The sequence below is a fragment of the Streptomyces sp. NPDC052016 genome (assembly GCF_044548445.1).
Lineage (GTDB): Bacteria > Actinomycetota > Actinomycetes > Streptomycetales > Streptomycetaceae > Streptomyces.
This window is the reverse complement of record NZ_JBIUBX010000019.1, coordinates 71,859-95,268: the sequence shown is the minus strand read 5'-3', so window position 1 is coordinate 95,268 and position 23,410 is coordinate 71,859. Positions and strand designations below refer to the sequence as shown.

The 23,410-nt window shown below is 72.2% G+C and carries 21 protein-coding genes; 9 read left to right on the top strand and 12 right to left on the bottom strand.

From position 1 onward, the window contains the following. Window positions 1-7 precede the first annotated feature (7 nt). From ACIHAR_RS23885 to ACIHAR_RS23870, 4 genes are all read right to left on the bottom strand, one after another. A complete protein-coding gene (locus tag ACIHAR_RS23885) occupies window positions 8-775 on the bottom strand; it encodes a metallophosphoesterase family protein (RefSeq protein WP_400021643.1) in 768 nt (255 codons plus the stop codon). An 11-nt stretch (window positions 776-786) separates the two neighbouring features. After that, window positions 787-1,962 (bottom strand): serine/threonine-protein kinase, encoded by a 1,176-nt coding sequence (locus ACIHAR_RS23880; protein WP_400021641.1) that lies wholly within the window; start codon window positions 1,960-1,962, stop codon window positions 787-789. Beyond that, window positions 1,959-3,806: a hypothetical protein gene (locus tag ACIHAR_RS23875; protein ID WP_400021639.1), complete on the bottom strand. Its 1,848-nt coding sequence runs from the start codon at window positions 3,804-3,806 to the stop codon at window positions 1,959-1,961. Before ACIHAR_RS23875 ends, ACIHAR_RS23880 begins: the two co-directional genes overlap by 4 nt. A gap of 73 nt (window positions 3,807-3,879) precedes the next feature. Next, window positions 3,880-6,924, bottom strand: a complete 3,045-nt coding sequence (locus tag ACIHAR_RS23870) for an FAD-linked oxidase C-terminal domain-containing protein (RefSeq protein ID WP_400021637.1) — start codon at window positions 6,922-6,924, stop codon at window positions 3,880-3,882. Window positions 6,925-7,089: 165 nt separating this feature from the next. Here ACIHAR_RS23870 and serC point away from each other — a divergent pair, with 165 nt between their 5' ends. The 3 genes from serC (at window position 7,090) to ACIHAR_RS23855 (ending at window position 9,802) form a co-directional block, all read left to right on the top strand. Further along, window positions 7,090-8,208: a phosphoserine transaminase gene (gene serC, locus ACIHAR_RS23865; RefSeq protein WP_365459842.1), complete on the top strand. Its 1,119-nt coding sequence runs from the start codon at window positions 7,090-7,092 to the stop codon at window positions 8,206-8,208. 208 nt (window positions 8,209-8,416) lie between these two features. Then, complete coding sequence (locus ACIHAR_RS23860; protein WP_365459845.1) at window positions 8,417-9,076, top strand: hypothetical protein; 660 nt, start codon at window positions 8,417-8,419, stop codon at window positions 9,074-9,076. A 63-nt stretch (window positions 9,077-9,139) separates the two neighbouring features. Next, on the top strand, window positions 9,140-9,802 hold the full coding sequence (locus ACIHAR_RS23855; protein WP_365459848.1) for a class I SAM-dependent methyltransferase: 663 nt from the start codon (window positions 9,140-9,142) through the stop codon (window positions 9,800-9,802). Between the two features lie 50 nt (window positions 9,803-9,852). Here the strand turns inward: ACIHAR_RS23855 and ACIHAR_RS23850 are convergent, their stop codons facing one another. The 3 genes from ACIHAR_RS23850 to ACIHAR_RS23840 form a co-directional block, all read right to left on the bottom strand. Beyond that, window positions 9,853-11,403: a cellulase family glycosylhydrolase gene (locus ACIHAR_RS23850; RefSeq protein ID WP_365459851.1), complete on the bottom strand. Its 1,551-nt coding sequence runs from the start codon at window positions 11,401-11,403 to the stop codon at window positions 9,853-9,855. A 162-nt stretch (window positions 11,404-11,565) separates the two neighbouring features. Continuing rightward, window positions 11,566-12,384: an ABC transporter permease gene (locus tag ACIHAR_RS23845; RefSeq protein WP_400021633.1), complete on the bottom strand. Its 819-nt coding sequence runs from the start codon at window positions 12,382-12,384 to the stop codon at window positions 11,566-11,568. Next, entirely contained in the window at window positions 12,381-13,343 is a 963-nt protein-coding gene (locus tag ACIHAR_RS23840) for an ATP-binding cassette domain-containing protein (protein WP_365459857.1), read from the bottom strand. The genes ACIHAR_RS23845 and ACIHAR_RS23840 overlap by 4 nt, the downstream gene beginning before the upstream one ends. Window positions 13,344-13,437: 94 nt before the next feature. Here ACIHAR_RS23840 and ACIHAR_RS23835 point away from each other — a divergent pair, with 94 nt between their 5' ends. After that, a complete protein-coding gene (locus ACIHAR_RS23835) occupies window positions 13,438-14,226 on the top strand; it encodes a TetR/AcrR family transcriptional regulator (protein WP_365459860.1) in 789 nt (262 codons plus the stop codon). Here the strand turns inward: ACIHAR_RS23835 and ACIHAR_RS23830 are convergent. Beyond that, entirely contained in the window at window positions 14,213-15,196 is a 984-nt protein-coding gene (locus ACIHAR_RS23830) for a WD40 repeat domain-containing protein (protein WP_400021629.1), read from the bottom strand. The genes ACIHAR_RS23835 and ACIHAR_RS23830 overlap by 14 nt on opposite strands. A gap of 99 nt (window positions 15,197-15,295) precedes the next feature. Here ACIHAR_RS23830 and ACIHAR_RS23825 point away from each other — a divergent pair, with 99 nt between their 5' ends. From ACIHAR_RS23825 to ACIHAR_RS23815, 3 genes are all read left to right on the top strand, one after another. Beyond that, the gene (locus tag ACIHAR_RS23825; protein WP_365459866.1) at window positions 15,296-15,973 is read left to right on the top strand and encodes an SGNH/GDSL hydrolase family protein; all 678 of its coding nucleotides are present in this window, start codon (window positions 15,296-15,298) and stop codon (window positions 15,971-15,973) included. Between the two features lie 123 nt (window positions 15,974-16,096). Beyond that, window positions 16,097-16,684: a Uma2 family endonuclease gene (locus ACIHAR_RS23820; protein WP_365459869.1), complete on the top strand. Its 588-nt coding sequence runs from the start codon at window positions 16,097-16,099 to the stop codon at window positions 16,682-16,684. A 48-nt stretch (window positions 16,685-16,732) separates the two neighbouring features. Next, window positions 16,733-17,722: an aldo/keto reductase gene (locus ACIHAR_RS23815; protein WP_365459872.1), complete on the top strand. Its 990-nt coding sequence runs from the start codon at window positions 16,733-16,735 to the stop codon at window positions 17,720-17,722. 234 nt (window positions 17,723-17,956) lie between these two features. Here ACIHAR_RS23815 and thpR read toward each other — a convergent pair whose 3' ends face one another. The 3 genes from thpR to ACIHAR_RS23800 all read right to left on the bottom strand — a co-directional run bounded on the left by thpR (window position 17,957) and on the right by ACIHAR_RS23800 (window position 21,008). Then, a complete protein-coding gene (thpR, locus tag ACIHAR_RS23810; protein WP_365460090.1) occupies window positions 17,957-18,529 on the bottom strand; it encodes an RNA 2',3'-cyclic phosphodiesterase in 573 nt (190 codons plus the stop codon). A gap of 645 nt (window positions 18,530-19,174) precedes the next feature. After that, a complete protein-coding gene (locus tag ACIHAR_RS23805) occupies window positions 19,175-20,545 on the bottom strand; it encodes an MFS transporter (RefSeq protein WP_400021626.1) in 1,371 nt (456 codons plus the stop codon). 25 nt (window positions 20,546-20,570) lie between these two features. Continuing rightward, a complete protein-coding gene (locus tag ACIHAR_RS23800; RefSeq protein ID WP_365459878.1) occupies window positions 20,571-21,008 on the bottom strand; it encodes a MarR family transcriptional regulator in 438 nt (145 codons plus the stop codon). Between the two features lie 163 nt (window positions 21,009-21,171). Between ACIHAR_RS23800 and ACIHAR_RS23795 the strand changes: the two genes are divergently transcribed. Next, window positions 21,172-21,354 carry a ribbon-helix-helix protein, CopG family gene (locus ACIHAR_RS23795; RefSeq protein ID WP_365459881.1) on the top strand — a complete coding sequence of 61 codons (183 nt, stop codon included), beginning with the start codon at window positions 21,172-21,174 and terminating at the stop codon, window positions 21,352-21,354. Window positions 21,355-21,368: 14 nt separating this feature from the next. Here ACIHAR_RS23795 and ACIHAR_RS23790 read toward each other — a convergent pair whose 3' ends face one another. Further along, on the bottom strand, window positions 21,369-22,820 hold the full coding sequence (locus ACIHAR_RS23790) for an NCS2 family permease (RefSeq protein WP_365459884.1): 1,452 nt from the start codon (window positions 22,818-22,820) through the stop codon (window positions 21,369-21,371). Window positions 22,821-22,990: 170 nt separating this feature from the next. Between ACIHAR_RS23790 and ACIHAR_RS23785 the strand changes: the two genes are divergently transcribed. Beyond that, a complete protein-coding gene (locus ACIHAR_RS23785; RefSeq protein ID WP_365459887.1) occupies window positions 22,991-23,281 on the top strand; it encodes a DUF2530 domain-containing protein in 291 nt (96 codons plus the stop codon). Window positions 23,282-23,410: the final 129 nt, after the last annotated feature.

The following is a 23,410-nucleotide window of genomic DNA, read 5'->3' as shown; positions in this document are numbered from 1 at the left end:
CAGGAGGTCAGGCTCGGCCGTCGCGGGGGCCGAAAGCCTCCAGTGCCTGTGAGTCCGTCACGCGCGCGTGCAGATGGAGGTCCGCCCACTCGGCGATGCCCGGGTAGGCGCACTCAGCGACGAGCCGGGCGACGGCCGCCGGAACGTCGTACGGCGTCACTCGCAGGTCGGTCCCCGGCCCCAGCAGGCACCAGTGCGCGCCCGGGCGGCCGTACGGCATCCCGACGCTGCCCGGGTTGACCACCAGCCGGCCGTGCGCGAGACGGACGTACGGCATGTGCGTGTGGCCGCACACCACCGTGCGCACCTCCTCGTCCAGGCCCTCGAAGACCTCCGCCCAGCGGGCCGGGCGGGAGTCGACGAGGACGACCTCCTCGTCGTCGCGCGGTGTGGCGTGGCAGAAGAGGACGGGGCCGAGGCCGCGGACGGTCAGGGTGAGGGTGGTGGGCAGGGTCTCCAGGAACTCGACCTGGTCGTCGCGGAGCGCGGCGGCCGCGAACGGGCCGATCGGGTCGGGGATCTCGCTCCGCCTGCCGCGCCGGTACTCCACCAGCTCCCGGTCGGCGTTCCCCGCGACCCACAGCACTCGCTCGCCCTGCGCCCGCAGCAGGTCGAGCACCTCGGCCGGCTGCGGCCCCGCCGTGATGTCACCGGTCAGCACGACACGGTCGGCCGCCGCGACCTCGGGCTCGGCGAGCACCGCCTCCAGGGCGGGCAGGACGCCGTGGATGTCGGAGAGGACGGCGACGCGGGTCAATTCCCTCGAAGTCGGCATGGCTGACCAGACTAGGTCGTGTCCGGGACGTCCACCATGTCCGTCCAGCGGGCCACCGCCACGTACGCGTCCCTCACCCGCCGATGCTGCCAGCCGAGTTCGGCGGCGCAGTCGTCGCCGAGGCGCTGGTAGAGGGCGGCCGCGCCACGGGCGTCGCCGGACAGGCCGGTCAGCTCGGCCTGCCGGGCCCGCGCGTCGAGTACGGCGTCCGCCATACGGTCCCCCTGATCGGTGAGTTCACGGATGCGGCGTTCGTTGCGCCGGATCTCCTCGACGTAGCCGGTGTTCACGTGCGGGCGTCCGCCCGTCCCGGATGCGACGGCCGGCCACGCGGCCACCCGGGGGTCGTGCACCACGACCTGCTGGATCGTCTTCTCCACCTCGTCGGCGCCCGCGGGCCGCCCGGCCGGGTCCTTGTCCAGCAGCCGCACGACGAGCCGGTCGAGCTCCGGTGGCACCCCCCTGCGGACATCGCCCGGGGCGGGGGGCGGCCGGTGGAGGTGCTCGCTGATGAGGAAGGGAACAGAGGAACGGGCGGTGCCGAAGGGAGGCTTCCCGGTGAGCATCTCGTACATGACACAGCCCAGCGAGTACAGGTCCACCCCCGGATTCTCGTCCCCGTCCCGCGCGAACCGCTCGGGGGCGGTGTAGAGCGGGGTGGCATGGCCGCTGCGGGAACGGGTGGCGTCCTGGAAGCAGGCGATCCCGAAGTCGACGACCTTGGCGTCCCCGGCATGCGTGATCATGATGTTGGCGGGCTTGATGTCCCGGTGGATCACGCCCTCGGCATGGGCGGCGGCCAGGCCTTGGCAGATGTGCACCGTCCAGCGCACGACCTGCTCCAGGGTCAGCTGGGCGCCCTCGCCGATCCACCCGGCCAGCGAGACGCCGTCGATGTACTCCATGACGAGGTAGAGGACGTCGCCCTCGCGGCCCTGGTCGTGCACGATCGCCACATGCGCGTTGACGATCCGGGCCATGGTCCGCGCCTCGCGCTCGAACAGCCGGATCCGCTCACGCCGCTCGTCGTCGCTCTCGCCGAGGGCGATGCGGTCCAGCGGCAGCATCTTCACCGCGACCCGCCGGTCCAGCGTGGTGTCGTGGCCCTGCCACACTTCGCCCATGCCGCCGCTGCCGATGCGGCCTCTCAGCCGGTACCGGCCGCCGAGCAGATGCCCCTCGTTCACGGTGACCGCCGATCCCTCGGCGGCAGCCAGCCCGTGAGTTCGGTGAGCCCGTCGGCGTACCGGTCCCAGCGACTGATCAGCGTCCTGCGCTGCACCAGTGCCTTCCCGAGCAGATCCGCGGCCTCCTGCCGACGCGCCTGGCCCACGGCCCGCAGCCTGCGCTGCTCCGCGGGCACCCACCGGTACTCGTACCCGCACAGGGCCAGTCCGGCGACGACGAGCAGCACCAGCGCCGCCTGCTGCCACACCACAGCGGCGACCGCCCCGACGATCACGCCCAGCACACCCGCCACCAGTCGGGGCCGTCGCAGGCGGACCCCCTCCACCCGGCGGCGGGTCACCTCCTCGACATGCAGGGCGAGGGCCGTCTGCAACGGCTGCTCCTGGACGGGCTCGGTGGGATCGGCGGGCAGGGTGCCCTTCCACTCGTCGATCGCTATGGGCAGGTGCCGGGGCCGCCGCTGCAGGGACGTCTCGACGAAAGCCGTCGCCACCGTCCGAATCTGCGGCCACACGCACATCAGGGCGAGTCGGCGGGCCGCCAGACCGAGCTCCACCTGGCTGGGCTTGAACACCGCGTTGTCCAGCAGCTGTTCGAAGGTCATGACCTCCACGTCGACCGACTGGCGCTGCTCGTGCTCACGTCGGGCCGCGTCACGGTCCCCGTCCATGTCGTAGATCCGCTGCTGCCACTCGATCTTCGCGTGCAGTTCCGCCTCGTCGGGCTCCAGCCGGTCGATCAGGTGCTCGAGCGCGCTGTCCATGTGCCGGAGGTCCGAACGTGCGGCGGGCCGCTCCGGGAACTCCCGGCTGAGATAGTCGAGGGTGCCCTGGGCAACCGCCGCCTGCTCGAACCCCTCGACCAGCGCGTCCCAGTCCCCGGCGTACACGCTGCGGAATGCCGCGAACTCACCCTCGGGCAGCCGTACGCGCAGATTCCACATCCGCTGCCGCCACAGCTCGCGCCGCTCCCGCGCGCGGCGCTCCCCGTCGGGCGCGGCCGGCGCCTCGGCGAACCAGCGTTCCATCGTGCGGACGACGAACTTCTCCGCCTGCGGCCCGAGCTCCCGGTTGGCCACGGCCTCCAGCACCACCAGGAAGTCCTGGGTCAGCCGTGCCGGGACGAGGGACTGCAGGTAGTTGTCCATGGAACTGCCGGCGAGCCGGTAGTTCTCCAGTCGGGCGGAGGTCAGGGCGAAGAACAGGTGTGCCTTGGACTTGTCGAGCTGCATGGCGTGCCCGCGGGCCTCCTGGCTGAGCTCGGGCAGCTCGCAGTACGTGGCCGCGACGTGCAGCAGGGCCGGCGCCAGCCAGAACCGGGGCTCGTGCAGGAAGTGCTCCTCCACGCACTTCCTGATCAGCGAGGTGTTGACCATGCCGCGATCCACGCTCTCCTTGGTGAGCGTGTCCACCAGGCCACGGGCCAGCGAACGGATCTCGGCACGCTGCCCGAACCTCCGCTGCCGATCCGCCGTCAGCCAGTCGATCCGCGCCCGCGCGTCGTCCTTTGCCTCCTTGCGGCGCAGGTCCTCCCTGATGCCCTCCAACAGTGCGTAGTGCTTGGCGACGTCCTCCTTCACCTGGGTCATGTCCGTGCGCAGCGCGGCCACTTCCCCGCTGACTCCGGTCACCTTGCCCTCCAGGCCGCCGACCTGCCCGCGCAGCAGCCCCACGGTGTCCTGCACGCCCCGCAGTTCACCGGCCTGGGTCTCCTGTCTGCCGTCGACCCTGCGGATGCGCTCGGTCAACTCACCGAGCACCCGGCCCAGTTCCTGGTCCTCGTCCCGGTCGTCCCGGTCGTCCCGGTCCTGGCCGTTCGGCCTGTCCTTCCGGTTGCCGTCCACTCCACCCCCCGAGGAGTCCACCTGCGTGGTGCGTACGATGCGGCACCGGCCGGAGCCGCACAAGGCCGCCTCGTCACTCGCCCCGTGCGTCACCGTCCAGCGCCTCCGCCAGCACCTCCGCGAGATGCCGCCCCCGCACCCCCGCCAGCTGCTCCAGCTGCGTCCGGCACGAGAAGCCGTCCGCAAGGACCACCGCGTCCGTCGACGCCTCCCGCACGGCCGGCAGGAGCTGCTCCTCCGCGCACGCCGCCGACACCTCGTAGTGGCCCTTCTCGAAACCGAAGTTGCCGGCGAGACCGCAGCAGCCGCCGCTGAGGTCGCCGGTGAGGCCGGCGGCCTCCCGCAGGCGGCGGTCGGCGGTGTCGCCGAGGACCGCGTGCTGGTGGCAGTGGGTCTGGCCGACCGCCGGGCGGTCCAGGCGGGGCGGGCGCCAGTCTGGGGCGTGCCGCTCCAGGACCTCCGCGAAGCTCAGGACGCGGGCGGCGAGGCGCGCGGCGCGCGGGTCGTCGTGCAGCAGCTCGGGCAGGTCACCGCGCAGGGCGGCCGCGCAGCTCGGCTCCAGCACGACCACCGGGACGTCCGTCTCCAGCACCGGCTCCATCAGGTCGAGCGTGCGGCGCAGCACCGCGCGCGCGTGGTCGAGCTGGCCCGTGGAGACGTACGTCAGCCCGCAGCAGACGCGGCCGCGGCGGGCCGTCAGCAGGGCGACCGCGGACCTCGACCGGCCGTCACCGACCGGCCGGCCGCGCATGAGCAGCGTCGGCGGGAGCGCCACCCGCAGCCCGGCCGCCTCCAGGACGCGTACGGCCGCCCGGCCGACGGACGGCGAGAGGTGTTCCGTGAAGGTGTCGGGCCACAGGACCACCAGCGCACCGCCCCCCGACGCCACGGCCTCCGCCCCGGACGCCGACACCCGACCACCGTCGGCCGCCGACCCCTGCCCTGGCCCCCGACCCGGCGCGCCGGCCCCCGAAACGCCACCTTGTGCCGGCGCAGGTCCGCCGGCGCCGGATTGCGGTGCGGGTCCGCCGGCGCCGGGTCGCCGGCTTCCGGAGGGCTCCGTTCCCCGTCTGCGCCACCACGCGCTGAACGTCTCCCGCGCCAGCCGGGGGATCGCCCGCTCAGGGGCGATCCCGCCCAGTCGCTTTCCGGCGCTCGCCATCGGGCCGATCGACGCGAGCGCGTTGAGCAGGGGCGCCGTGTGGGTGCGGGCGGCCCAGCGGAGCCAGACCGGGAGGCGGCCCATGCTGTAGTGGGCGGCCGGGCGACGGCGGCCGGCGTAGTGGTGGTGCAGGAACTCCGCCTTGTACGTGGCCATGTCGACCTCGACCGGGCAGTCCGAGCGGCAGCCCTTGCAGGACAGGCACAGGTCGAGGGCGTCGCGGACCTCGGTCGAGCGCCAGCCGTCGGTGACCAGGTCGCCGGCGAGCATCTCGTGGAGCAGGCGGGCGCGTCCGCGCGTGGAGTGCTGTTCCTCGCCGGTGACCCGGTAGGAGGGGCACATCACCGCCGGCCCCGTCGCCGTCGTCGTACGGCACTTGGCGACGCCGACGCAGCGGCGGACGGCCGCGGAGAAGTCGCCGTGGTCGCCGGGGTAGCCGAAGGTCACGTCGACGGGTTCGCGGGGGAGGACGGCGAAGCGGAGGTTGCTGTCGAGGGGGGCGGGGCGGACCAGCATGCCCGGGTTGAGCAGGTCGTCCGGGTCCCAGATGCCCTTCGCGCGCTCGAAGAGGCGGACCAGTTCCGCGCCGTACATCCTCGGCAGGAGCTCCGCGCGGGCCTGTCCGTCGCCGTGCTCCCCGGACAGTGAGCCGCCGTGGGCGGTGACCAGGTCGGCGAGGTCCTCCGAGAAGCGGCGGAAGCGGGCGATGCCCGACTCGGTGAGCAGGTCGAAGTCGATGCGGACGTGGATGCAGCCCTCTCCGAAGTGGCCGTACGGCGTGCCGCGCAGGCCGTGGGCGGTCAGCAGGGCCCGGAAGTCCCGCAGGTAGGCGCCGAGCCTGGCCGGCGGTACGGCGCAGTCCTCCCAGCCGGGCCAGGCCTCGGAGCCGTCCGGCATCCGGGTCGCCGTGCCGGCGGCGTCCTCGCGGACGCGCCACAGGGCGCGCCGACCGGCCGGGTCGGTCACCACGGCCGCGTCGACGACGTCCGCCGCACGCACGATCGCCTCCGCACGCGCGCGTGCCTCCGCCTGCGCGGCGCCTCCCGTCTCCACGAACAGCCAGGCCGCGCCGCGCGGCAGCCCCGTCGCCGACGGCACCAGGTCGGCGGCCATCCCCTCGACCGTCAGCGGCCCGTACGGAAGCAGCCCGGCCGCGGCCTCCGCGGCGGCGGCCTCGTCGGCGTACCCCAGCACCGCGAGGGCACGCGCGCGGGGCGCCTCGACGAGGTCGACGACCGCCTCCGTGAGCACGCCCAGCGTGCCCTCCGAGCCGCAGAAGGACCGGGCGACGTCGGCGCCCCTCTCGGGCAGGAGCGCGTCCAGCGCGTACCCGGAGATCCGGCGGGGCAGCTCGGGGAATCCGGTGCGCAGTCGCGCCAGCTCGCCCTCGACGAGGGTGCGCAGGCCGTCCGGGGCGCCGGCCCACCCGGAGCCCAGCCTTCGCCGGTCGCCTCCCGCGGTGACGACGGCCAGCTCCCGCACGTTGTCCGCGGTCGTCCCCCATGCCACCGAGTGCGACCCGCAGGAGTTGTTGCCGATCATGCCGCCGAGGGTGCACCGGCTGTGCGTGGCGGGGTCGGGGCCGAAGCGGAGCCCGTGCGCGGCGGCGGCCTCCTGGAGCCGGTCGAGGACCAGCCCGGGCTGCACGACGGCGGTCCGCGCGACCGGATCGAGGGAGACCAGGCGGTTCAGGTGACGCGTGAAGTCGAGCACCACGCCGACGCCCGTGGCCTGTCCCGCGATCGACGTGCCGCCGCCGCGCGCCACCACCGGCACGCCATGGGCCCGGCACACCTCCAGCACCGCCGCCACGTCGTCCGCGTCCCGCGGCGCGACGACCCCCAGCGGCACCCGGCGGTAGTTCGAGGCGTCCATGGTCGCCAACGCCCGCGAGGTCACGTCGAACCCCACGTCGCCCCGGACGGCCCTGCGCAGCTCCCCCTCGAGATCTGTCATGCGTCCAGGATGCACCCGGTCACTGACAGTGACGGAATCCCGGTGGTCGGCCGTCCGCCGCCCGCCTTCCCCTCGTAGATATCCACAGGTCCATCGGGCGGAGATCTCGTCTCATCGAACGGACACGTTTCCGCCCCGTTTCCCCCAGGGGATACGCTCCGCCTCGTGGCTGAGATCCAGATTCCTGCTGACATCAAGCCCGCCGACGGTCGATTCGGCGCGGGCCCCTCCAAGGTGCGGGTGGAGGCGCTGGACGCCCTGGCCGCCACCGGTACGTCCCTCCTCGGGACCTCCCACCGCCAGGCCCCGGTGAAGAACCTGGTCGGCCAGGTGCGCGAGGGCATCGCCGAGCTGTTCCAGGTCCCGGACGGCTACGAGGTGATCCTGGGCAACGGCGGCTCCACCGCCTTCTGGGACATCGCGACCCACGGTCTGATCGAGAACAAGTCGCAGCACCTCAGCTTCGGCGAGTTCTCCTCCAAGTTCGCCAAGGCCGCCAAGCTGGCCCCCTGGCTCGCCGAGCCCACCGTGATCTCCTCCGACCCGGGCACGCACCCCGAGCCCGAGGCCGAGGCCGGCGTCGACGTCTACGCCTTCACGCACAACGAGACCTCCACCGGCGTCGCCGCCCCGATCAAGCGGGTCGCGGGCGCCGACGAGGGCGCGCTGGTCCTGGTGGACGCCACCTCGGGCGCCGGCGGTCTCCCGGTCGACATCGCCGAGACCGACGTCTACTACTTCGCCCCGCAGAAGTCCTTCGCCTCCGACGGCGGCCTCTGGATCGGCGTCTTCTCGCCGGCCGCCATCGAGCGCGCCGAGCGTGTCCACGCCTCCGGCCGCCACGTCCCGGAGTTCTTCAGCCTGCCCACGGCGATCGACAACTCCCGCAAGAACCAGACGTACAACACCCCGGCGCTGGCCACCCTCTTCCTGCTGAACCAGCAGCTGGAGTGGATCAACGGCCAGGGCGGCCTCGACTGGTCGGTCCGCCGCACCGCCACCTCCGCCCGCACCCTGTACGGCTGGGCCGAGGACGTCAAGTACGCCAACCCCTTCGTCGCCGACCCCGCCAAGCGCTCCCAGGTCATCGGCACGATCGACTTCACCGACGAGGTCGACGCGTCCGCCGTCGCCAAGGTCCTGCGTGCCAACGGCATCGTCGACACCGAGCCCTACCGCAAGCTCGGCCGCAACCAGCTGCGCGTCGCGATGTTCCCGGCGATCGACCCGGCGGACGTCGAGGCGCTGACGAAGTGCGTCGACTACGTGATCGACAAGCTCTGATCACGTCCGTACGGCTCTGAGGGGCGCCCGGTGCACACCGGGCGCCCCTTTGTCGTCGGCGCGGCCCCGTCCCCTCCGTTCAGGGCATTGCCTCCTCTTCCGGGGATGACCGAGGCTGGTCGGGGCGAGCGAGGCGAGCCGGGGGAGGCGTCCGATCGTGTTACGTGACGTCAGGTACTGGGCCAGGCGGAACGACGTGGTACTTCTCGTGCTCCTGCGGATCCTGATGTTCGGGCTCGCGGTGCCGGGGATCGTCCTGTGCGTGGACCGTGTCGACCATCACCAGCCGGCTGTCGTCACGTACAGGAACGCCTCCCTGTGTCCCGCCGGGACGCCGTGGGAGACGGCCGACGACTGCGTCGCGCAGACCACCGGCGAAATCGCCGGCAGGGACTGGAGCGAGTCGTGCACCACGGACAGCAACGGGCACAGCTCGTGCACCAAGCACTACAGCGTCACGGTCCGTTTCGGTGAGCGCAGCCAGGAGCTGGGCGTCGCCTACCGCACCTACCGCACGGCGGACCGCGGAGACCGGGCCGAACTGCGGATCTGGCAGGGTGAGGTGGTGCGGATGGTGACCGAGGGTCACACCGAGACGTTCCTGACGTCCTCCGAGTTCGCGCTCGGAGGGTGGCTGCTCTTCGGGTGGCTGCTGCTGGCGGCGTCGTGGCTGGCCCTCTTCGGGCTGTGGCTGTATCCGCTGCTGGGCGGCTGGCTCCTGCTGACCGTGCCATATGTCCTGGTGGCGACCAACCACCTGGGGATCAACCCGATGGGGGTGACGGGCTGGAGCGTCTCCGGCCTGCTCACCGCGGTGGGGCTCTGGCTCATGGGGCGGTCGCTCGTCGAGGCCCGCTCGTGGAGATAGGCGAGCGAGCGCCGCCGCCGGGGTGCGGGCACGGGCGTACCCGCGGGGTGGGAGGCTGGAGCCGTGGCGGACGAGAAGGAGCTGGCCGAGACCCAGCGCGCGCACTGGCAGGACACGTACACCGCGCACCCCGGGATGTACGGGGAACGGCCCTCCGGACCCGCGGTGCACGCCGCTGCCGTGTTCCGCGCGGCCGGGGCGCACGACGTCCTGGAGCTCGGTGCCGGGCACGGCCGCGACGCCCTCTTCTTCGCGCGCGAGGGCTTCACCGTGCGGGCCACCGACTTCAGTGACACCGGCCTGGACCAACTGCGTGACGCGGCCCGGGCCCGGAACGTCACCGAGCGGGTCACCACCCTCGTCCACGACGTCCGTGACCCCCTGCCGCTGCCGGACGACTCGGTGGACGCGGTGTTCGCGCACATGCTGCTGTGCATGGCGCTGTCGACTCCGGCGATCCACGGGCTCGTCGGCGAGGTCCGCCGTGTCCTGCGACCGGGCGGGGTGTTCGTCTACACCGTGCGCCACACCGGTGACGCCCACTACGGTGCCGGCCTCGCCCACGGCGACGACATCTACGAGCACGGGGGTTTCGCCGTGCACTTCTTCCCCCGCCACCTGGTCGACGAGCTCGCCGGCGGATGGCATGTGGAGGAGGTGTTCCCCTTCGAGGAGGGGGAGTTGCCCCGGCGTCTGTGGCGCGTCACGCAGAGGGTGCCCGGCTGAGAGGCGCCCGGTGATCGCACCGGGCGCCCTCCGCGGTGCCTCGCCGGCGTCTACGCCGCCGTACAGCTCAGCGTCGGCACACCCCCGCCCCCGGGCGCGCCCCCGAATCCGAAGCTCGCCGAGCCGCCGGCCGGTACCGCGCCGTTGTGCGCGGCGTTCACCGCCGTCACCGTCGACCCGCTCTGGGTGTACGACGCGTTCCACATGTTCGTCACCCGCTGGGACCCGCTCCAGGTCCAGGTCACCTTCCACGAACCGATCGCCCTGGTGCCGGTGTTGGTGACCTTCACCTCGGCGTTGAAGCCGCTCCCCCAGTCGCTGCCGACGGTGTACGCGGCGGTGCAGGCGGCCGTGCCGTCACCGGGGTCGCCCGGGTCTCCGGGATCGCCGCTCCCGGTGCCCGGCGTGAAGCCCGGCGCCTTGATGCTCGTCAGGTAGCCGTCCTTCACCGTGTCCACGGTGCTCCAGTCGTCCTTGAGGATGCCGCCGGTGTCGCCGGAGTTGGGGTTCCACGACCAGAAGGTCCAGTGGAAGGAGTCGGCGCCGTACGCCGAGGTCGAGCGCAGGTAGCTCACCAGGGCGGACAGCCACCGCTGGTCGACCGTCGACTGGAGGGTCGTGCCGAACTCGCCGAGCCAGACGGGGGCGATGTCCTGCTTGAAGATGTAGCCCCAGTACCTGTCCCAGATGCCGGGCATGTTCGCGGGGAACGACGGGTCGCTGAACCAGCTCTGCTGGGCGACGCTGGTCGCGTAGTCGTGGGCGGAGTAGACGAGCCGGTCGGGCACGTCCAGTCGGACGGGGTACCGGGCGACACCCATCAGGTTGCCGCCCCACCATCCCGAGACGCCGTCGAAGCTCTGCACCCCCTCCACGAAGACCAGCAGGTCCGGGTTGACGGAGAGGACGGCGTTGCCCGCCCGTTCGGCGGCCAGGCGCCAGTCCCTCGTGGTGTCGCCGCAGCCCCAGCAGGCGGGGTCGTGGGGCTCGTTGTGCAGGTCGATGCCGACGACGGTGGGATTGCCGGCGTAACGCCCCGCGAGGGTCCTGAGGTTGGCGATCCACGTCGACTCGGGGACCGCCGACGTGTACCAGAGCGCCGACTGGCCGGCCGCGTCCGGGCGGTGGCGGTCCAGGACGATCTTCAGGCCGCTCTGGCCGGCGTACGCCACGATCCGGTCGAGGACCTGCAGGGACGTCAGGCCCTGCAGATCGGCGTTCTTGCCGTCGGCGAAGCTGATGCTGTCCGGCATGGTGCCGCTCTTGAGGATGTCGTCGCTGAACGGCAGCCGGATGGTGTTGTAGCCCAGCGACCTCATCTGATCGATCATGCTCTTGTAGTCACGGGCCCACAGGCCGTGGACGACGTGGTTGGCGGTCTCGAAGCCGAACCAGTTGATGCCGGCGATCCGGACCGGCTGCCCGGCCGCGTCGAGGATCCGCCGGCCGCTGGTGTGCCAGTAGCCGGCTCCCGCGTCGGCCGTGGCCCGGGCCTCCGCGGCGGGCGCACCCGCCGCCCCGGCGGCCTGTGCGCCCGCCGCCAGCGGTAACAGCAGGGCCGCGACGACGGCGCACACCGCTCTGCGCATGTTGCGGAACATGTCGTTGCTTCCTCTCGGGGGAGGCGCGGGCCCGGAACATATGGGAGCGCTCCCATACACCGCGCACTCCCCAGCAAACCGACACACCATGACCACGTCAAGAAGTCGGCGGCGGCACCCCGGGAAGGGTGCCGCCGCCCGGACCGCCGCTCCCACGGTCCTTCACCGGCTCAGCTTCTGGAACCTCCGCACGGCCAGCGGCAGGAAGACCAGCGTCAGGACCACCGGCCACACTCCCGCCATCAGCAGCGCGTGCTGCTCGACCCACGAGTCTCCCTCGACCGGCGTCCCGAACAGCTCGCGCGCGGCCGCCGCCGTGGACGAGATCGGGTTCCAGGCGGCCACGGCACCCAGCCAGTCCGGCATGAGTTCGGGCGCCACGTAGATGCTGGAGATCATCGTGAGGGGGAAGGCCACGGCGAACAGCCCGCCCGCGGCCTCCGGGTTGGGCACGAGGAGACCCAGCCAGACGCCGATCCAGATCAGCGCGAACCGCAGCCACAGCAGCAGGCCGAAGGCGCCGAGGAAGCCGAGGCCGGCGTCCGGGCGCCAGCCCATCGCGAACGCCGTCAGCATCATGATGGCCAACTCCGCGCAGGCGGCGAGCAGATCGGTGATCCCGCGCCCGGCGACCACCGCGGACGGCGCCATCGGCATGGAGCGGAACCGGTCGATGACGCCCTTGGTGGAGTCGTAGACGACGAGCGTGGCGGTGTTGATGAAGCCGAACGCCATCGTCATCACGAACATCCCCGGCATGAGGAAGTCCTTGTAGTCCCCGCCGCCGGGCACCTTCATCGCGCTGCCGAAGACATAGCCGTACAGCAGGACGGACAGGATCGGGAAGCCGAGCTGCCAGGCGATGTTGACGGGCTGGCGCTGGTAGTGGGTCAGGCCCCGGCGGACGAGGTTCCAGACGTCCGCGAGCAGCCAGTACGTGCGGCCGTGGGCGTCCTGGCCGGTCAGGTCGACGGCGCTCATCCGGCGGCCTCCTTCTCGGTGCGGTGTCCGGTCAGGCGCAGGAACACGTCGTCGAGGCTCGGCCTGCGCAGTCCGATGTCCTCGACGGACACACCCTCGTCCTGGAGGGTGCGTGCCACCTCGGTGAGGGCGGCGACCCGGTCGGTCACGGCCGCGTGCACCCGCGACTCGGCCTCGTCGGTCTCGGGCTCGCCGTCCGAGACCCGGGCGACGGCCTTCGCCACCCGCGGGAGGTCGGACCGCTCGGCGACCACGACCTCGATGCGGTCGCCCCCGACCCGGTTCTTCAGCCCGTCCGGGGTGTCGTCGGCGATGGCCCGCCCCTGGTCGATGACGGTGATACGGGACGCGAGCTTGTCGGCCTCCTCCAGGTACTGCGTGGTCAGCAGCACGGTCGTGCCGCCCGCCACCAGCGCGCGGACGGACTCCCACACCTCCCCCCGGCTGCGGGGGTCCAGTCCCGTGGTCGGTTCGTCGAGGAACAGCACGGCCGGGGTGAGGACCATCGACGCGGCGAGGTCGAGCCGGCGCCGCATGCCGCCGCTGTACTTGCCGACGCCCCGGTCGGCCGCGTCGGTCAGGTCGAACTGCTCCAGCAGCTCGGCGGCCCGCAGCCGCGCCCGCCGGCCGCCCAGGTGGAACAGCCGGCCGAACATCTCCAGGTTCTGCCGTCCGGTGAGCACCTCGTCCACGGCCGCGTACTGCCCGGTGAGCCCGATGCGCGCCCGCACCTCGCGCGGCTGCCGGGCCACGTCCAGGCCGGCCACGGTCGCCCGGCCGCCGTCCAGGCGGATCAGCGTGGACAGGATGCGCACGGCGGTGGTCTTGCCCGCGCCGTTCGGCCCGAGCAGGCCGTGCACGGTGCCCTCGCGGACGGCCAGGTCGAAGCCGTCGAGGGCGCGCTTCTCGCCGTACCGCTTCTCCAGCCCCTCGGCGTGTACGGCGTATCCGTCGGCCATGAGTCCCCCTTCCGGTGACGGATTAACTGAGTACACCGTACCCGATTGCGCGTACACCGTACTCAGTTTTTTCCCGCGGAACTAAGCTGCACCCATGACGAGCAGTACGGAGACCAGCGGCAGCGGCGACATCGTCCGCACCCTCGAGCTGCTGTGGGACACCGGCAGGCGCCCCAGCCGCGGCCCCAAGCCGGGCCTGACGCTGGAGCGGATCGTGGAGACCGCCGTCGGAGTGGCCGACCGGGACGGGCTCGACGCGGTCTCGATGCGCCGGATCGCCACGGAGCTGGGAACGGGCGCGATGTCCCTCTACCGCTACGTCCCCGGCAAGGCCGAGCTGCTCGACCTGATGCTCGACCGCGTCCAGCGCCCCTCGGACAACCCGGCCGACCTCGGCGACGGCGGCTGGCGCTCCGCCCTGGAGGCCCTGGCCCGCGCCACCCTCGCCCTCTACCGGCGTCACCCCTGGCTGCTCCAGGTCAACCAGTCCCGCCCGATCCTCGGCCCCAGCGCCCTGGACGGCATGGAGAAGGTGCTCACCCGGATCAGGCCCATGGGCCTCGCCGACCCCGAACTGGTGTCGGCGATCATCATGGTCGACGGGTACGTCGTCGGCGCCGCGCGCACGCAGGTCTACCAGGAGGAGGCCGAGCGGAAGTCGGGCATGACGGACGCGCAGTTCTGGGCGGCGCAGGCACCGGTCCTGGAGCAGGTCATGGCCTCCGGCCGCTACCCCGTCATGGCCTCCCTCTCCGAGGACACCTTCAGCCCCGCCTTCGACCACTTCGAGTTCGGGCTCCAGCGCATCCTGGACGGGCTGGAGGTGCTCGTGGAGCGGCGGCGCGGCGAGGAGGGCGACCGGGCCGGCCTCAGCGGCGCCTGAACACCCGCCGCAGACCGAAGAGGGCGGCGCACGCGACGGCCACCGCGAGGGCGCCCATCCGCACGTTCCCGTCCGCCCCGTCGCCGCCCCCGCCGTCCTCGCCCGAGGCCGCCGGACTCCCGCCGCCCGACGGGGCGCCGGAGTCCTTCGACGCCCCGGGCGCGTCCTCCGCCCGCACCCCGCTGCCGACGCCCTCGGTGCCGTACATCAGCTTCGAGCCGTCGGCCGAGTACGTCACGGACTCGCCCTGTTGCTGGAGCGGCACGTCGAGCCGCTCCAGCCGCTTCGGCCTGCCGTCGTTCCAGTCGTAGAGGATGCCGCCGAAGTAGCCGCGGACGGCGAGCCGCCGGCCGTCCGGGGAGAAGGCGGCGTCGGTGGCCCACAGGTCGATGGGGGCGACGGGACGGAAGACGTTCGTGCCGGACGCGGAAAGGGTGGCCGGGCCCTCGTACAGGTGCCCGCCGTCCTCCTGCTTGTCGATGACGTAGACGCGCCCGGTCTTCGGATGGACGACGAGCGACTCGGCGTCGCGGGAGCCGTCCGAGTACGTCACGACGTACTGGGTGGCGCGCACCGTCCGGTCCTCGAGCGTCCTGGGCTCGGGCAGCCGGTAGACCCAGACGTGGTCCCACTGGACGCCGTCGTTGTCGCCGATGTCGCCGACGTAGATCTGGTCGTCCGGGCCGATGGCGACGGCCTCGACGTCACGGGGGGTGCCCACGCCGGTCAGGGTGATCGTCGCGACGGTCCTGCCGGTGCCGCTGTCCACGGCGTAGAGGTACGCGCCGGTGTCCTGGTCGTTGTGGGTCCAGTAGATGCCGGGGTGCTGACGGGAGGCGGCCAGCCCGCTGGACTCGGTGATGCGGGGGTCCTCGATCGTGAAGCTCTTGTCGCCGTCGGCGGCGGATGCGGGCACCGCGAGGGCGGCCACGAGCAGGGCCCCGGCGAGGAGGGCGAACGGTCGGCGCATGCCCCCAGCCTGCCATCCCGCCCCGGCCCCACGGGTGTCGTGGCGGGCCTCACACCCCGAGCGTCACCGTGATCCACCGTGATCCACCATGATGAGCGAATGCTCAGGTTGATGCCCGTCGGCGACTCGATGACGATCGGCAGCGCCGGTGAGCACACATGGCGGTACCGCCTGTGGCGACACCTGTGCTCCACGTACGGCGGCCCGTTCACGCTCGTCGGCCCCCGCGAGACGCTGTACGACAAGGCGGCGGACGCCCCCACGTCGTACGAGTACGCCGATCCCGGCTTCCCCCGCCATCACCTGGCCGGCTGGGGCGAGGGCTGGCTGCACATGGCGCCGCTGATCGGCGGGGCGGTGCGGGAGAGCCGGGCGGACGTCGTGCTGGCCTCCCTGGGCCTGATCGACCTCGGCTTCTACACCGACGCCGAGCAGACCGCGGACAACGTCCGCGCCTTCATCAGCGGGGCCCGGACGGCGAACCCGCGGGTGGCCATGGTGCTCCTGCCCGTCATCCCCAACATCCGCGCCGCGGCCGACGCGCCCTTCGCCGCCCAGGTCGCCCGTTTCAACGAGCTCCTGGCGAAGACGGCCGCCGACCTCGACGAACCGGCCTCCCCGCTGCTGCTGGCCTCGGTGCCGGAGTCGTACGACATCCACACCGACACCTACGACGGCACCCACCCGAACGCGAGCGGCGAGCACAAACTGGCCGCCGCGTTCGCGGAGGCGATGCACCAGGGGTGGGGCGTGGGCGGGCCGTACGAGCCGGCCTGAGCGGACCGCGGGCGCACGACGGGGGCGCGCACGCGTGAGTGCGCCGCGCGACGTGGTCACCGTGCGTATCGTTGTACCGCGCGGCTGTGCTCGTCCGTGAGGCAGCCGGGGAGGAGCGCCACGATGACCGTCCTTGAAGACAGGATCGCGATGGCCGAGAGCGACAACACGAGCACGCTCGACGAGATGTTCGACCGGCTCGAGAAGATGCCCGTCCCCGAGGGATACAAGGTCGAGATCGTCGAGGGGACCGTCTACATGGCGCCGCAGCGGGACACCCACTGGGAGATCATCCTGGACTTCGTCGAGCAGCTGCGGACCAAGTACCCGCGCACGCGCGTGAAGTCCGACGTGCGCATCGACTACCCCGGGCGCCTCAACGGGTTCGCGACCGATGTGACCGTGATGGCCGAGGGCGCCGCCAAGACGGAGGACGGGCGCTGGCGCCACGAGGACGTCGAGTTCGTCGCCGAGGTGATCTCCAAGGGGACCGCCGCCAACGACTACGGGCCGAAGAAGACCGCGTACGCCACCGCCGAGGTCCCCGTGTACGTCATCGCCGACCCCTACCAGGGGCGCTGCCACGTCTACACGGACCCCAAGGAAGGCGACTACCAGATCGAGACGACGGTTCCCTTCGGCAAGGACCTGGACCTCACCGGCACCGTCGTCGGCCTCACCCTCACCACCGGCGAGTTCCCCCGCGGCTGACCGACCCCGCTTGCCTGGAGTGGACTCGAAGGCGTTGGCTGACACTTCATGAAGTACACGCAGCTCGGACGCACCGGACTCAAGGTCAGCCGACTGGTCCTCGGGACCATGAACTTCGGACCGCAGACGGACGAAGCCGACAGCCACAAGATCATGGACGCGGCGCTCGACGCCGGCATCAACTTCTTCGACACCGCCAACGTGTACGGCTGGGGCGAGAACAAGGGCCGTACCGAAACGATCATCGGCAACTGGCTCGCGAAGGGCGGCGACCGCCGCGACAAGGTGGTCCTCGCCACCAAGGTGTACGGCAACATGGGCGCGGACGGCGACGCCTGGCCCAACCACGACAAGCTGTCCGCCGTCAACATCCGGCGGGCCGTCGACGCGTCGCTCAAGCGGCTGCGGACCGATCACATCGACCTCTACCAGTTCCACCACATCGACCGGAACACCCCGTTCGAGGAGATCTGGCAGGCCGTCGACGTCCTGGTCCAGCAGGGCAAGATCCTCTACGCCGGCTCGTCAAACTTCCCCGGCTACAAGATCGCCCAGGCCAACGAGGCCGCCGCCCGGCGCGGCTCGTACGGCCTGGTCAGCGAGCAGTGCCTGTACAACCTGGCCGAGCGGCGCGCCGAGATGGAGGTCATCCCGGCCGCGCAGGACTACGGCCTCGGCGTGATCCCCTGGTCGCCGCTGCACGGCGGGCTGCTCGGCGGGGTCATCCGCAAGGAGACCGAGGGCGGGCGCCGCGCCTCCGGACGGGCCGCCGACTCCCTCGCGAACACGGCCATCCGCGCGCAGATCCAGTCCTACGAGGACCTCCTCGACAAGCACGGCCTGGAGCCCGGCGAGGTCGCCCTGGCCTGGCTGCTCACCCGGCCCGGCGTGACCGGCCCGATCGTCGGGCCGCGCACCGCCGAGCAGCTCGACTCGGCGCTGCGCGCGGTCGACCTGGAGCTGAGCGAGGAACTGCTGGCCGGGCTCGACGAGGTCTTCCCGGGCCCGGGTCCGTCCCCGGAGGCCTTCGCCTGGTAGCACCTGTCCACCGACGGGAGCCTGGGGGACGCGGGGACCGCGCGACGCGCCGTGGCCGGCCCGCGGCCGACCGGCCGCGGACGGTCCCCCGGCCCTCCGCCCCCGGCCCTCCGCTCTCCGGGCGGAGCGGCCCCGCTACTTTCCGAGCGCGGCCGCCACCGCCACGACGACGAACATCAGCACGAGCACGACGGCCATGATCCGGTTACGGGTTTTCGGGTCCACGCATCGAGCCTAACCGGCCCCGCCGAGCGGCCAGCGGGCGACCGGCTCGTAGCGGGGCTGCTCGCCCGGCACCCCGGACGTGGGCAGGTGGCTGCGCACCAGCACCAGCTCGTCCACCGTCCAGGTCCGGCCGGCGAAGGCGTGCAGGGCCTCGACATAGGGCCGTGCGTCCACGGCGTCCCGGCTGCGGGCCAGCGTCAGGTGGGCCTTGTAGCGCCGGTGCTCCCCCATGTCCAGGCCGGCCTTGCGCGCCGCCGCCTCCGCCCGGTCGGCCAGCAGCCGCAGCTCCGCCACCTCGCCCGAGGCCCCGGTCCACAGCGCCCGGCCGTGCCCGAACTGGCCGCCGCCCCGCAGTGCCAGCGCGAAGGGCGCGCTGCGGTGCGCGGCCCGCTCCAGCCGCGCCGACAGCTCCGGTACGACGTCCTCGTCGACCTCGCCGTAGAAGGCGAGCGTGAAGTGCCAGCCGGGGCGGCTGGTCCAGCGCAGCCCGTCCGCACCGGGCAGCCTCCTCAACAGGGCGACTTCGGCGGCGAGCTCGTTGGTGACGTCCTCAGGGGGCAGGACGGCGGCGAAGAGTCTCATGGTGCCGATTTTCCCGTGCCCGGGCCGGAGCCCGCTCGGCACCGTGGGCGCCAGGGAGATCACCATCGGAAGAGTCGGGCCCGACGACGTCCCCGTCGTTCCCGTCGTCCTCGCCGTGCTCGACAGTTCCCCGGAACGGCTCGTCGCCCGGGGCCGCACGGGCCGGTCGGGGACGCGGCCCTGGTCGCGGCAGCCGTCGGCCGTGGCCTCGGCCGTCCGGTACGTCACCGAGGGCGAGCCCCGCATCGCCGAGGCCGACGGGGTGCCGGCCGCCAGGCTCACGCTCATCGACGCGCCCGGCGCGTACGTCTCCCCCCTCGACCCGCCCGGCGAGCCCGAGGGCTCCATCCGCCTCCCGGTACACCACGGCTTCACCTCGAGGGGGACGTGCGCCGTCGGGGAGGCCGGGCGGTGGCCGGGGCAGGTGCCGGCCCGGAGGGTGGGGCACCCGCCCCGCAGGGCGGCAGGGGACGCACCGGCCGCTCCGTCGCCGTCGCGCGGGCGGCGAGGTGGCGGCGGTGGAGCGCGGGCGCTCAGCTCCACGCCGGCACGCGGCGTCGGCGGCGGTCGGCGCCCGCCAGGCGCCGGGCCGCGCCACCGGCGGCGGGCGACGGCGTGCTCGCGGGGCCGCCGCGCCCGGCCGCGTCACGCCGCGGGGGCGAGCTCCCGGCTCTCGCGAGGGACGAACCCCACGGTCGGGTGCCCGCGCCGCCAGCCCACCGCCAGCCGCAGGCCGCCGACGCGGGCCAGGAGCAGGCCGATGGTGACGGCCGCGGCGGCGGAGACCGCGCCGCCCACCGCCAGGCCGGCCCGGACGCCGTACGCGTCCGTGATCCAGCCCGCGATCGGCGCGCCCACCGGGGAGCCGCCCAGGAAGACCATCATGTAGAGGGCCATGACACGGCCGCGCATGGCCGGGTCGGTGCCCATCTGGATGCTGGTGTTCGCGGTGACGTTGACCGTCATGCCGAACATGCCGATCGGGATCATGAGCAGGGCGAACAGCCACAGCGAGGGAGCGACGGCCGCCACCAGCTCGACCAGTCCGAAGACCGCGGCCGCCGCGATCAGGACCCGCATCCGGGAGGTGCCGCGCCGGGCCGCCAGCAGCGCGCCGACCAGCGAGCCGACCGCCATGAGCGTGTTGAACAGGCTGTAGGAGCCGGCACCCGCGTGGAAGACGTCGTCGGCGAAGGCGGACAGGTAGACGGGGAAGTTGAAGCCGAAGGTGCCGATGAAGCCGACCAGGACGATCGGCCAGATCAGGTCCGGGCGCCCGGCCACGTACCGCAGCCCCTCCCGCAGCTGGCCCTTGCCGCGCGGGGCGCGCTCGACGACGTGCAGCTCGCGGGCGCGCATCAGCAGCAGGCCGGCGATGGGCGCGACGAAGGACAGGCCGTTGGCGAGGAACGCCCATCCGGTGCCCACGCCGGTGATCATCAGACCGGCGACGGCCGGGCCGACCAGGCGGGCGGACTGGAAGTTCGCGCTGTTCAGGCTGACCGCGTTCTGCAGCTGATCGGGGCCGACCATCTCGGAGACGAAGGACTGGCGGGCCGGGTTGTCGACCACGGTCGCGAGGCCGACGGCGAAGGCGGCGACGTAGACGTGCCAGACCTCGACGTGTCCGGACAGGGTGAGCAGCGCGAGGGCGACGCCGGTGACGGCCATCGACGTCTGGGTGAAGAGCAGCGCGCGGCGCTTGGGCAGCCGGTCGACGAGGACACCGCCGTACAGGCCGAACAGCAGCATCGGCAGGAACTGCAGGGCCGTCGTGACGCCGACGGCGGTGGCGGAGCCGGTGAGGCTGAGCACCAGCCAGTCCTGGGCGATGCGCTGCATCCAGGTGCCGATGTTGGAGACGACCTGGCCGGCGAAGAACAGGCGGTAGTTCCTGACCTTCAGGGAGCTGAACATCGAGGACCTGCGAGCGCCGCCGGACGCGGCTTCGGGGGTGGGCGGGGAATCGTGGGTGGTCGGTGCGGGGGCGGAGTCTGCTCCGGGTCCCGTACTCAAAAGGGTTCGCCTCCTCGGGAACTGCCTACAGGTGTGCGAGCTTCTCCAGCACGGGGGCGGCGGCGCGCAGCTTGGCCCACTCGTCCTCGTCGAGGCCGTCGACCAGGGTGGCCAGGAACGCGTTCCGCTTGCGGCGGCTCTCCTCGAGCATGGCCTCGGCCTGCTCGGTCCTGGTGACGACCTTCTGGCGCCGGTCCTCCGGGTGCGGCTCCAGCCGGACCAGGCCCTTGGCCTCGAGCAGCGCGACGATCCGGGTCATCGAGGGCGGCTGCACATGCTCCTTGCGGGCGAGCTCACCCGGGGTGGCACTGCCGCAGAGGGAGAGGGTGCCGAGCACCGACATCTCGGTCGGGCTCAGCGACTCGTCGACCCGCTGGTGCTTGAGCCGACGGGACAACCGCATCACAGCGGAGCGCAGGGAGTTCACGGCGGCAGCGTCGTCGCCATGGTTGAAGTCCGGCATGTCTTTAGGGTAACTCATTACCCTCGCTAAGGACTACTGATGGGTGCCCGTCTTCCCGTGACACGCGCCACTGAACCGCGTCGACCCGCAGAGTCACTCGTCCGGGTGACAGGGGCGCGGAACGTCACCCACCACCCCGAACCGGGCCGCGACCCTCGTACGCATGGGGACCAGCGTGCTCAGCCTGCGAATAGACCACGACCTGCTGGAACGGCTCCGGCACCACGCCGCCAAACGGGGAATGAGCGTCCAGGACTATGTCGTCCGGACGCTCATTCGGGATGACTTCGACGAGCGGTTCCAGACCGCCGTCGAGGAGACGGAGAAGTTCTACGGGCTCACCTGAGCCGCCTCGCCCGGTCAGGTGAGACCGAGGGCCGGCATCAGGTAGTAGAAGGCGAACACGGCGGAGACCACGTACATCGGCACCGGGACCTCCCGGCCGCGGCCGGCCGCCAGGCGCAGGACCGCGAAGGCGATGAAGCCCATGCCGATGCCGTTGGTGATGGAGTAGGTGAACGGCATCATCACCATCGTGACGAAGGCCGGGATGGCGATGGTGTAGTCGGCCCAGTCGATCTCCTTGACCGAGTTCGCCAGGATCAGGAAGCCCACCGCGATCAGGGCCGGGGTGGCGGCCTGGGACGGGACCATCGTGGCGACGGGGGTCAGGAAGAGCGCGGCGGTGAAGAGGCCGCCGGTGACGAGGTTCGCGAAGCCGGTGCGGGCGCCCTCGCCGACGCCGGCCGTGGACTCCACGAAGGCGGTGGTGGCGGAGGAGGAGCTGGCACCGCCGGCGGCGACGGCGAGACCGTCGACGAAGAGGACCTTGTTGATGCCGGGCATCTCGCCCTTGGCGTTGGTCAGCTTCGCCTCGTCGCTGACGCCCATGATCGTGCCCATCGCGTCGAAGAAGCACGACAGCAGGACCGTGAAGACGAAGAGGGTTCCGGTCAGCACGCCGACCTTGTCGAACCCGCCGAAGAGGCTGACCTCGCCGATCAGTCCGAAGTCGGGCGTGGCGACCGGGTTGCCGGGCCACTTCGGGGTGGTGAGCCCCCAGGTCGGCACCGTGGCGACGGCGTTGACGACCAGCGCAAGGACCGTCATGGCGACGATCGAGATCAGGATGGCGCCGGGAACCTTGCGGACGATGAGCGCGAGGGTGAGCAGGGCGCCCAGGACGAAGACGAGCACCGGCCAGCCGGTGAGCTGACCGCCGGTGCCGAGCTGGAGCGGGACGGTGGTGTGGGCGGCGTCCGGGATGCGGCTGACGAAGCCGGAGTCCACGAGCCCGATCAGCATGATGAACAGGCCGATACCGATGGAGATGGCCTTGCGCAGCCCGAACGGCACGGCGTTCATGACGCGCTCGCGCAGACCGGTGGCGACCAGGAGCATGACCACGAAGCCCGCCAGCACCACCATGCCCATGGCGTCCGCCCAGGACATACGGGGGGCGAGCTGGAGCGCGACGACGGAGTTCACGCCGAGACCGGCGGCGAGCGCGATCGGCACGTTGCCGATGACGCCCATCAACAGCGTCGTGAACGCCGCGGTGACGCAGGTCGCGGTGACCAGCTGCCCGTTGTCGAGCTGGTGCCCGTACATGTCCTTCGCGCTGCCGAGGATGATCGGGTTCAGCACGATGATGTACGCCATCGCGAAGAAGGTGGCGAAACCGCCGCGGACCTCACGGGCCAGGGTGCTGCCGCGTTCCGAGATCTTGAAGTAGCGGTCGAGGGCGCCGTACGCGGACGTGCCGCCCGGCTCTTCGGGCGCGGGAACCTTGGCGGGGGCCGAGGTGGACATGCGGGACCTCATCACCAGCGGACTCCCCCAGCCGCATTGGTGCTTCCTACGAACATAAGTGGTCAGATGCAAACCGTTTCAGTATGAACATATAAGGGCCGGAACGCTATCTCCGCGCGTAGACCCCGGCGCGCCGCTGCCTGTCCCGCGCGACTCGTAAGCTGTGCCCCATGGCGAAGTGGACCCCCAAGCACGAGGCGCCGGAGCCCCTGGAGGGCCCCGTGGTCGCCACCATCACCGGCGGCACGATCCTCTGGTTCGTCCTCTTCCTCGCCCAGCTCCCCTTCTACGGCTGGTTCCACGACCACGACCGTCTGTGGTGGCTGTGGACCTGCCTGGCGGGCGGGGGCCTCGGACTCATCGGCGTCTGGTACGTCCGCAAGAGGGACGCGGCGCTGAAGCGGGCGGCCGCGGAACCCGAGCGCAGGGGGTCCGCCGACGGCCACGTACCGGCCGAGTAGGAGACGGTGGCGCACCCGCCGGTGCGGGGCGGCGTACGGGACGAGACCAGGGGCCGGTGGGCGGTGCGTAGTACCGCGGCACGACCGCGGTCCTCCCCAGGTCGGATCTTCCGGGCATCCGGCGGGTGA

Bases quoted from the DNA above. Each gene is read 5' to 3' on its own strand.
- ACIHAR_RS23885 (WP_400021643.1), bottom strand. From the start codon at position 775: ATGCCGACTTCGAGGGAATTGACCCGCGTCGCCGTCCTCTCCGACATC.
- ACIHAR_RS23870 (WP_400021637.1), bottom strand. From the start codon at position 6,924: ATGACAGATCTCGAGGGGGAGCTGCGCAGGGCCGTCCGGGGCGACGTG.
- ACIHAR_RS23850 (WP_365459851.1), bottom strand. From the start codon at position 11,403: ATGTTCCGCAACATGCGCAGAGCGGTGTGCGCCGTCGTCGCGGCCCTG.
- ACIHAR_RS23845 (WP_400021633.1), bottom strand. From the start codon at position 12,384: ATGAGCGCCGTCGACCTGACCGGCCAGGACGCCCACGGCCGCACGTAC.
- ACIHAR_RS23840 (WP_365459857.1), bottom strand. From the start codon at position 13,343: ATGGCCGACGGATACGCCGTACACGCCGAGGGGCTGGAGAAGCGGTAC.
- ACIHAR_RS23835 (WP_365459860.1), top strand. From the start codon at position 13,438: ATGACGAGCAGTACGGAGACCAGCGGCAGCGGCGACATCGTCCGCACC.
- ACIHAR_RS23830 (WP_400021629.1), bottom strand. From the start codon at position 15,196: ATGCGCCGACCGTTCGCCCTCCTCGCCGGGGCCCTGCTCGTGGCCGCC.
- ACIHAR_RS23825 (WP_365459866.1), top strand. From the start codon at position 15,296: ATGCTCAGGTTGATGCCCGTCGGCGACTCGATGACGATCGGCAGCGCC.
- ACIHAR_RS23820 (WP_365459869.1), top strand. From the start codon at position 16,097: ATGACCGTCCTTGAAGACAGGATCGCGATGGCCGAGAGCGACAACACG.
- ACIHAR_RS23815 (WP_365459872.1), top strand. From the start codon at position 16,733: ATGAAGTACACGCAGCTCGGACGCACCGGACTCAAGGTCAGCCGACTG.
- thpR (WP_365460090.1), bottom strand. From the start codon at position 18,529: ATGAGACTCTTCGCCGCCGTCCTGCCCCCTGAGGACGTCACCAACGAG.
- ACIHAR_RS23800 (WP_365459878.1), bottom strand. From the start codon at position 21,008: ATGCCGGACTTCAACCATGGCGACGACGCTGCCGCCGTGAACTCCCTG.
- ACIHAR_RS23795 (WP_365459881.1), top strand. From the start codon at position 21,172: ATGGGGACCAGCGTGCTCAGCCTGCGAATAGACCACGACCTGCTGGAA.
- ACIHAR_RS23790 (WP_365459884.1), bottom strand. From the start codon at position 22,820: ATGTCCACCTCGGCCCCCGCCAAGGTTCCCGCGCCCGAAGAGCCGGGC.
- ACIHAR_RS23785 (WP_365459887.1), top strand. From the start codon at position 22,991: ATGGCGAAGTGGACCCCCAAGCACGAGGCGCCGGAGCCCCTGGAGGGC.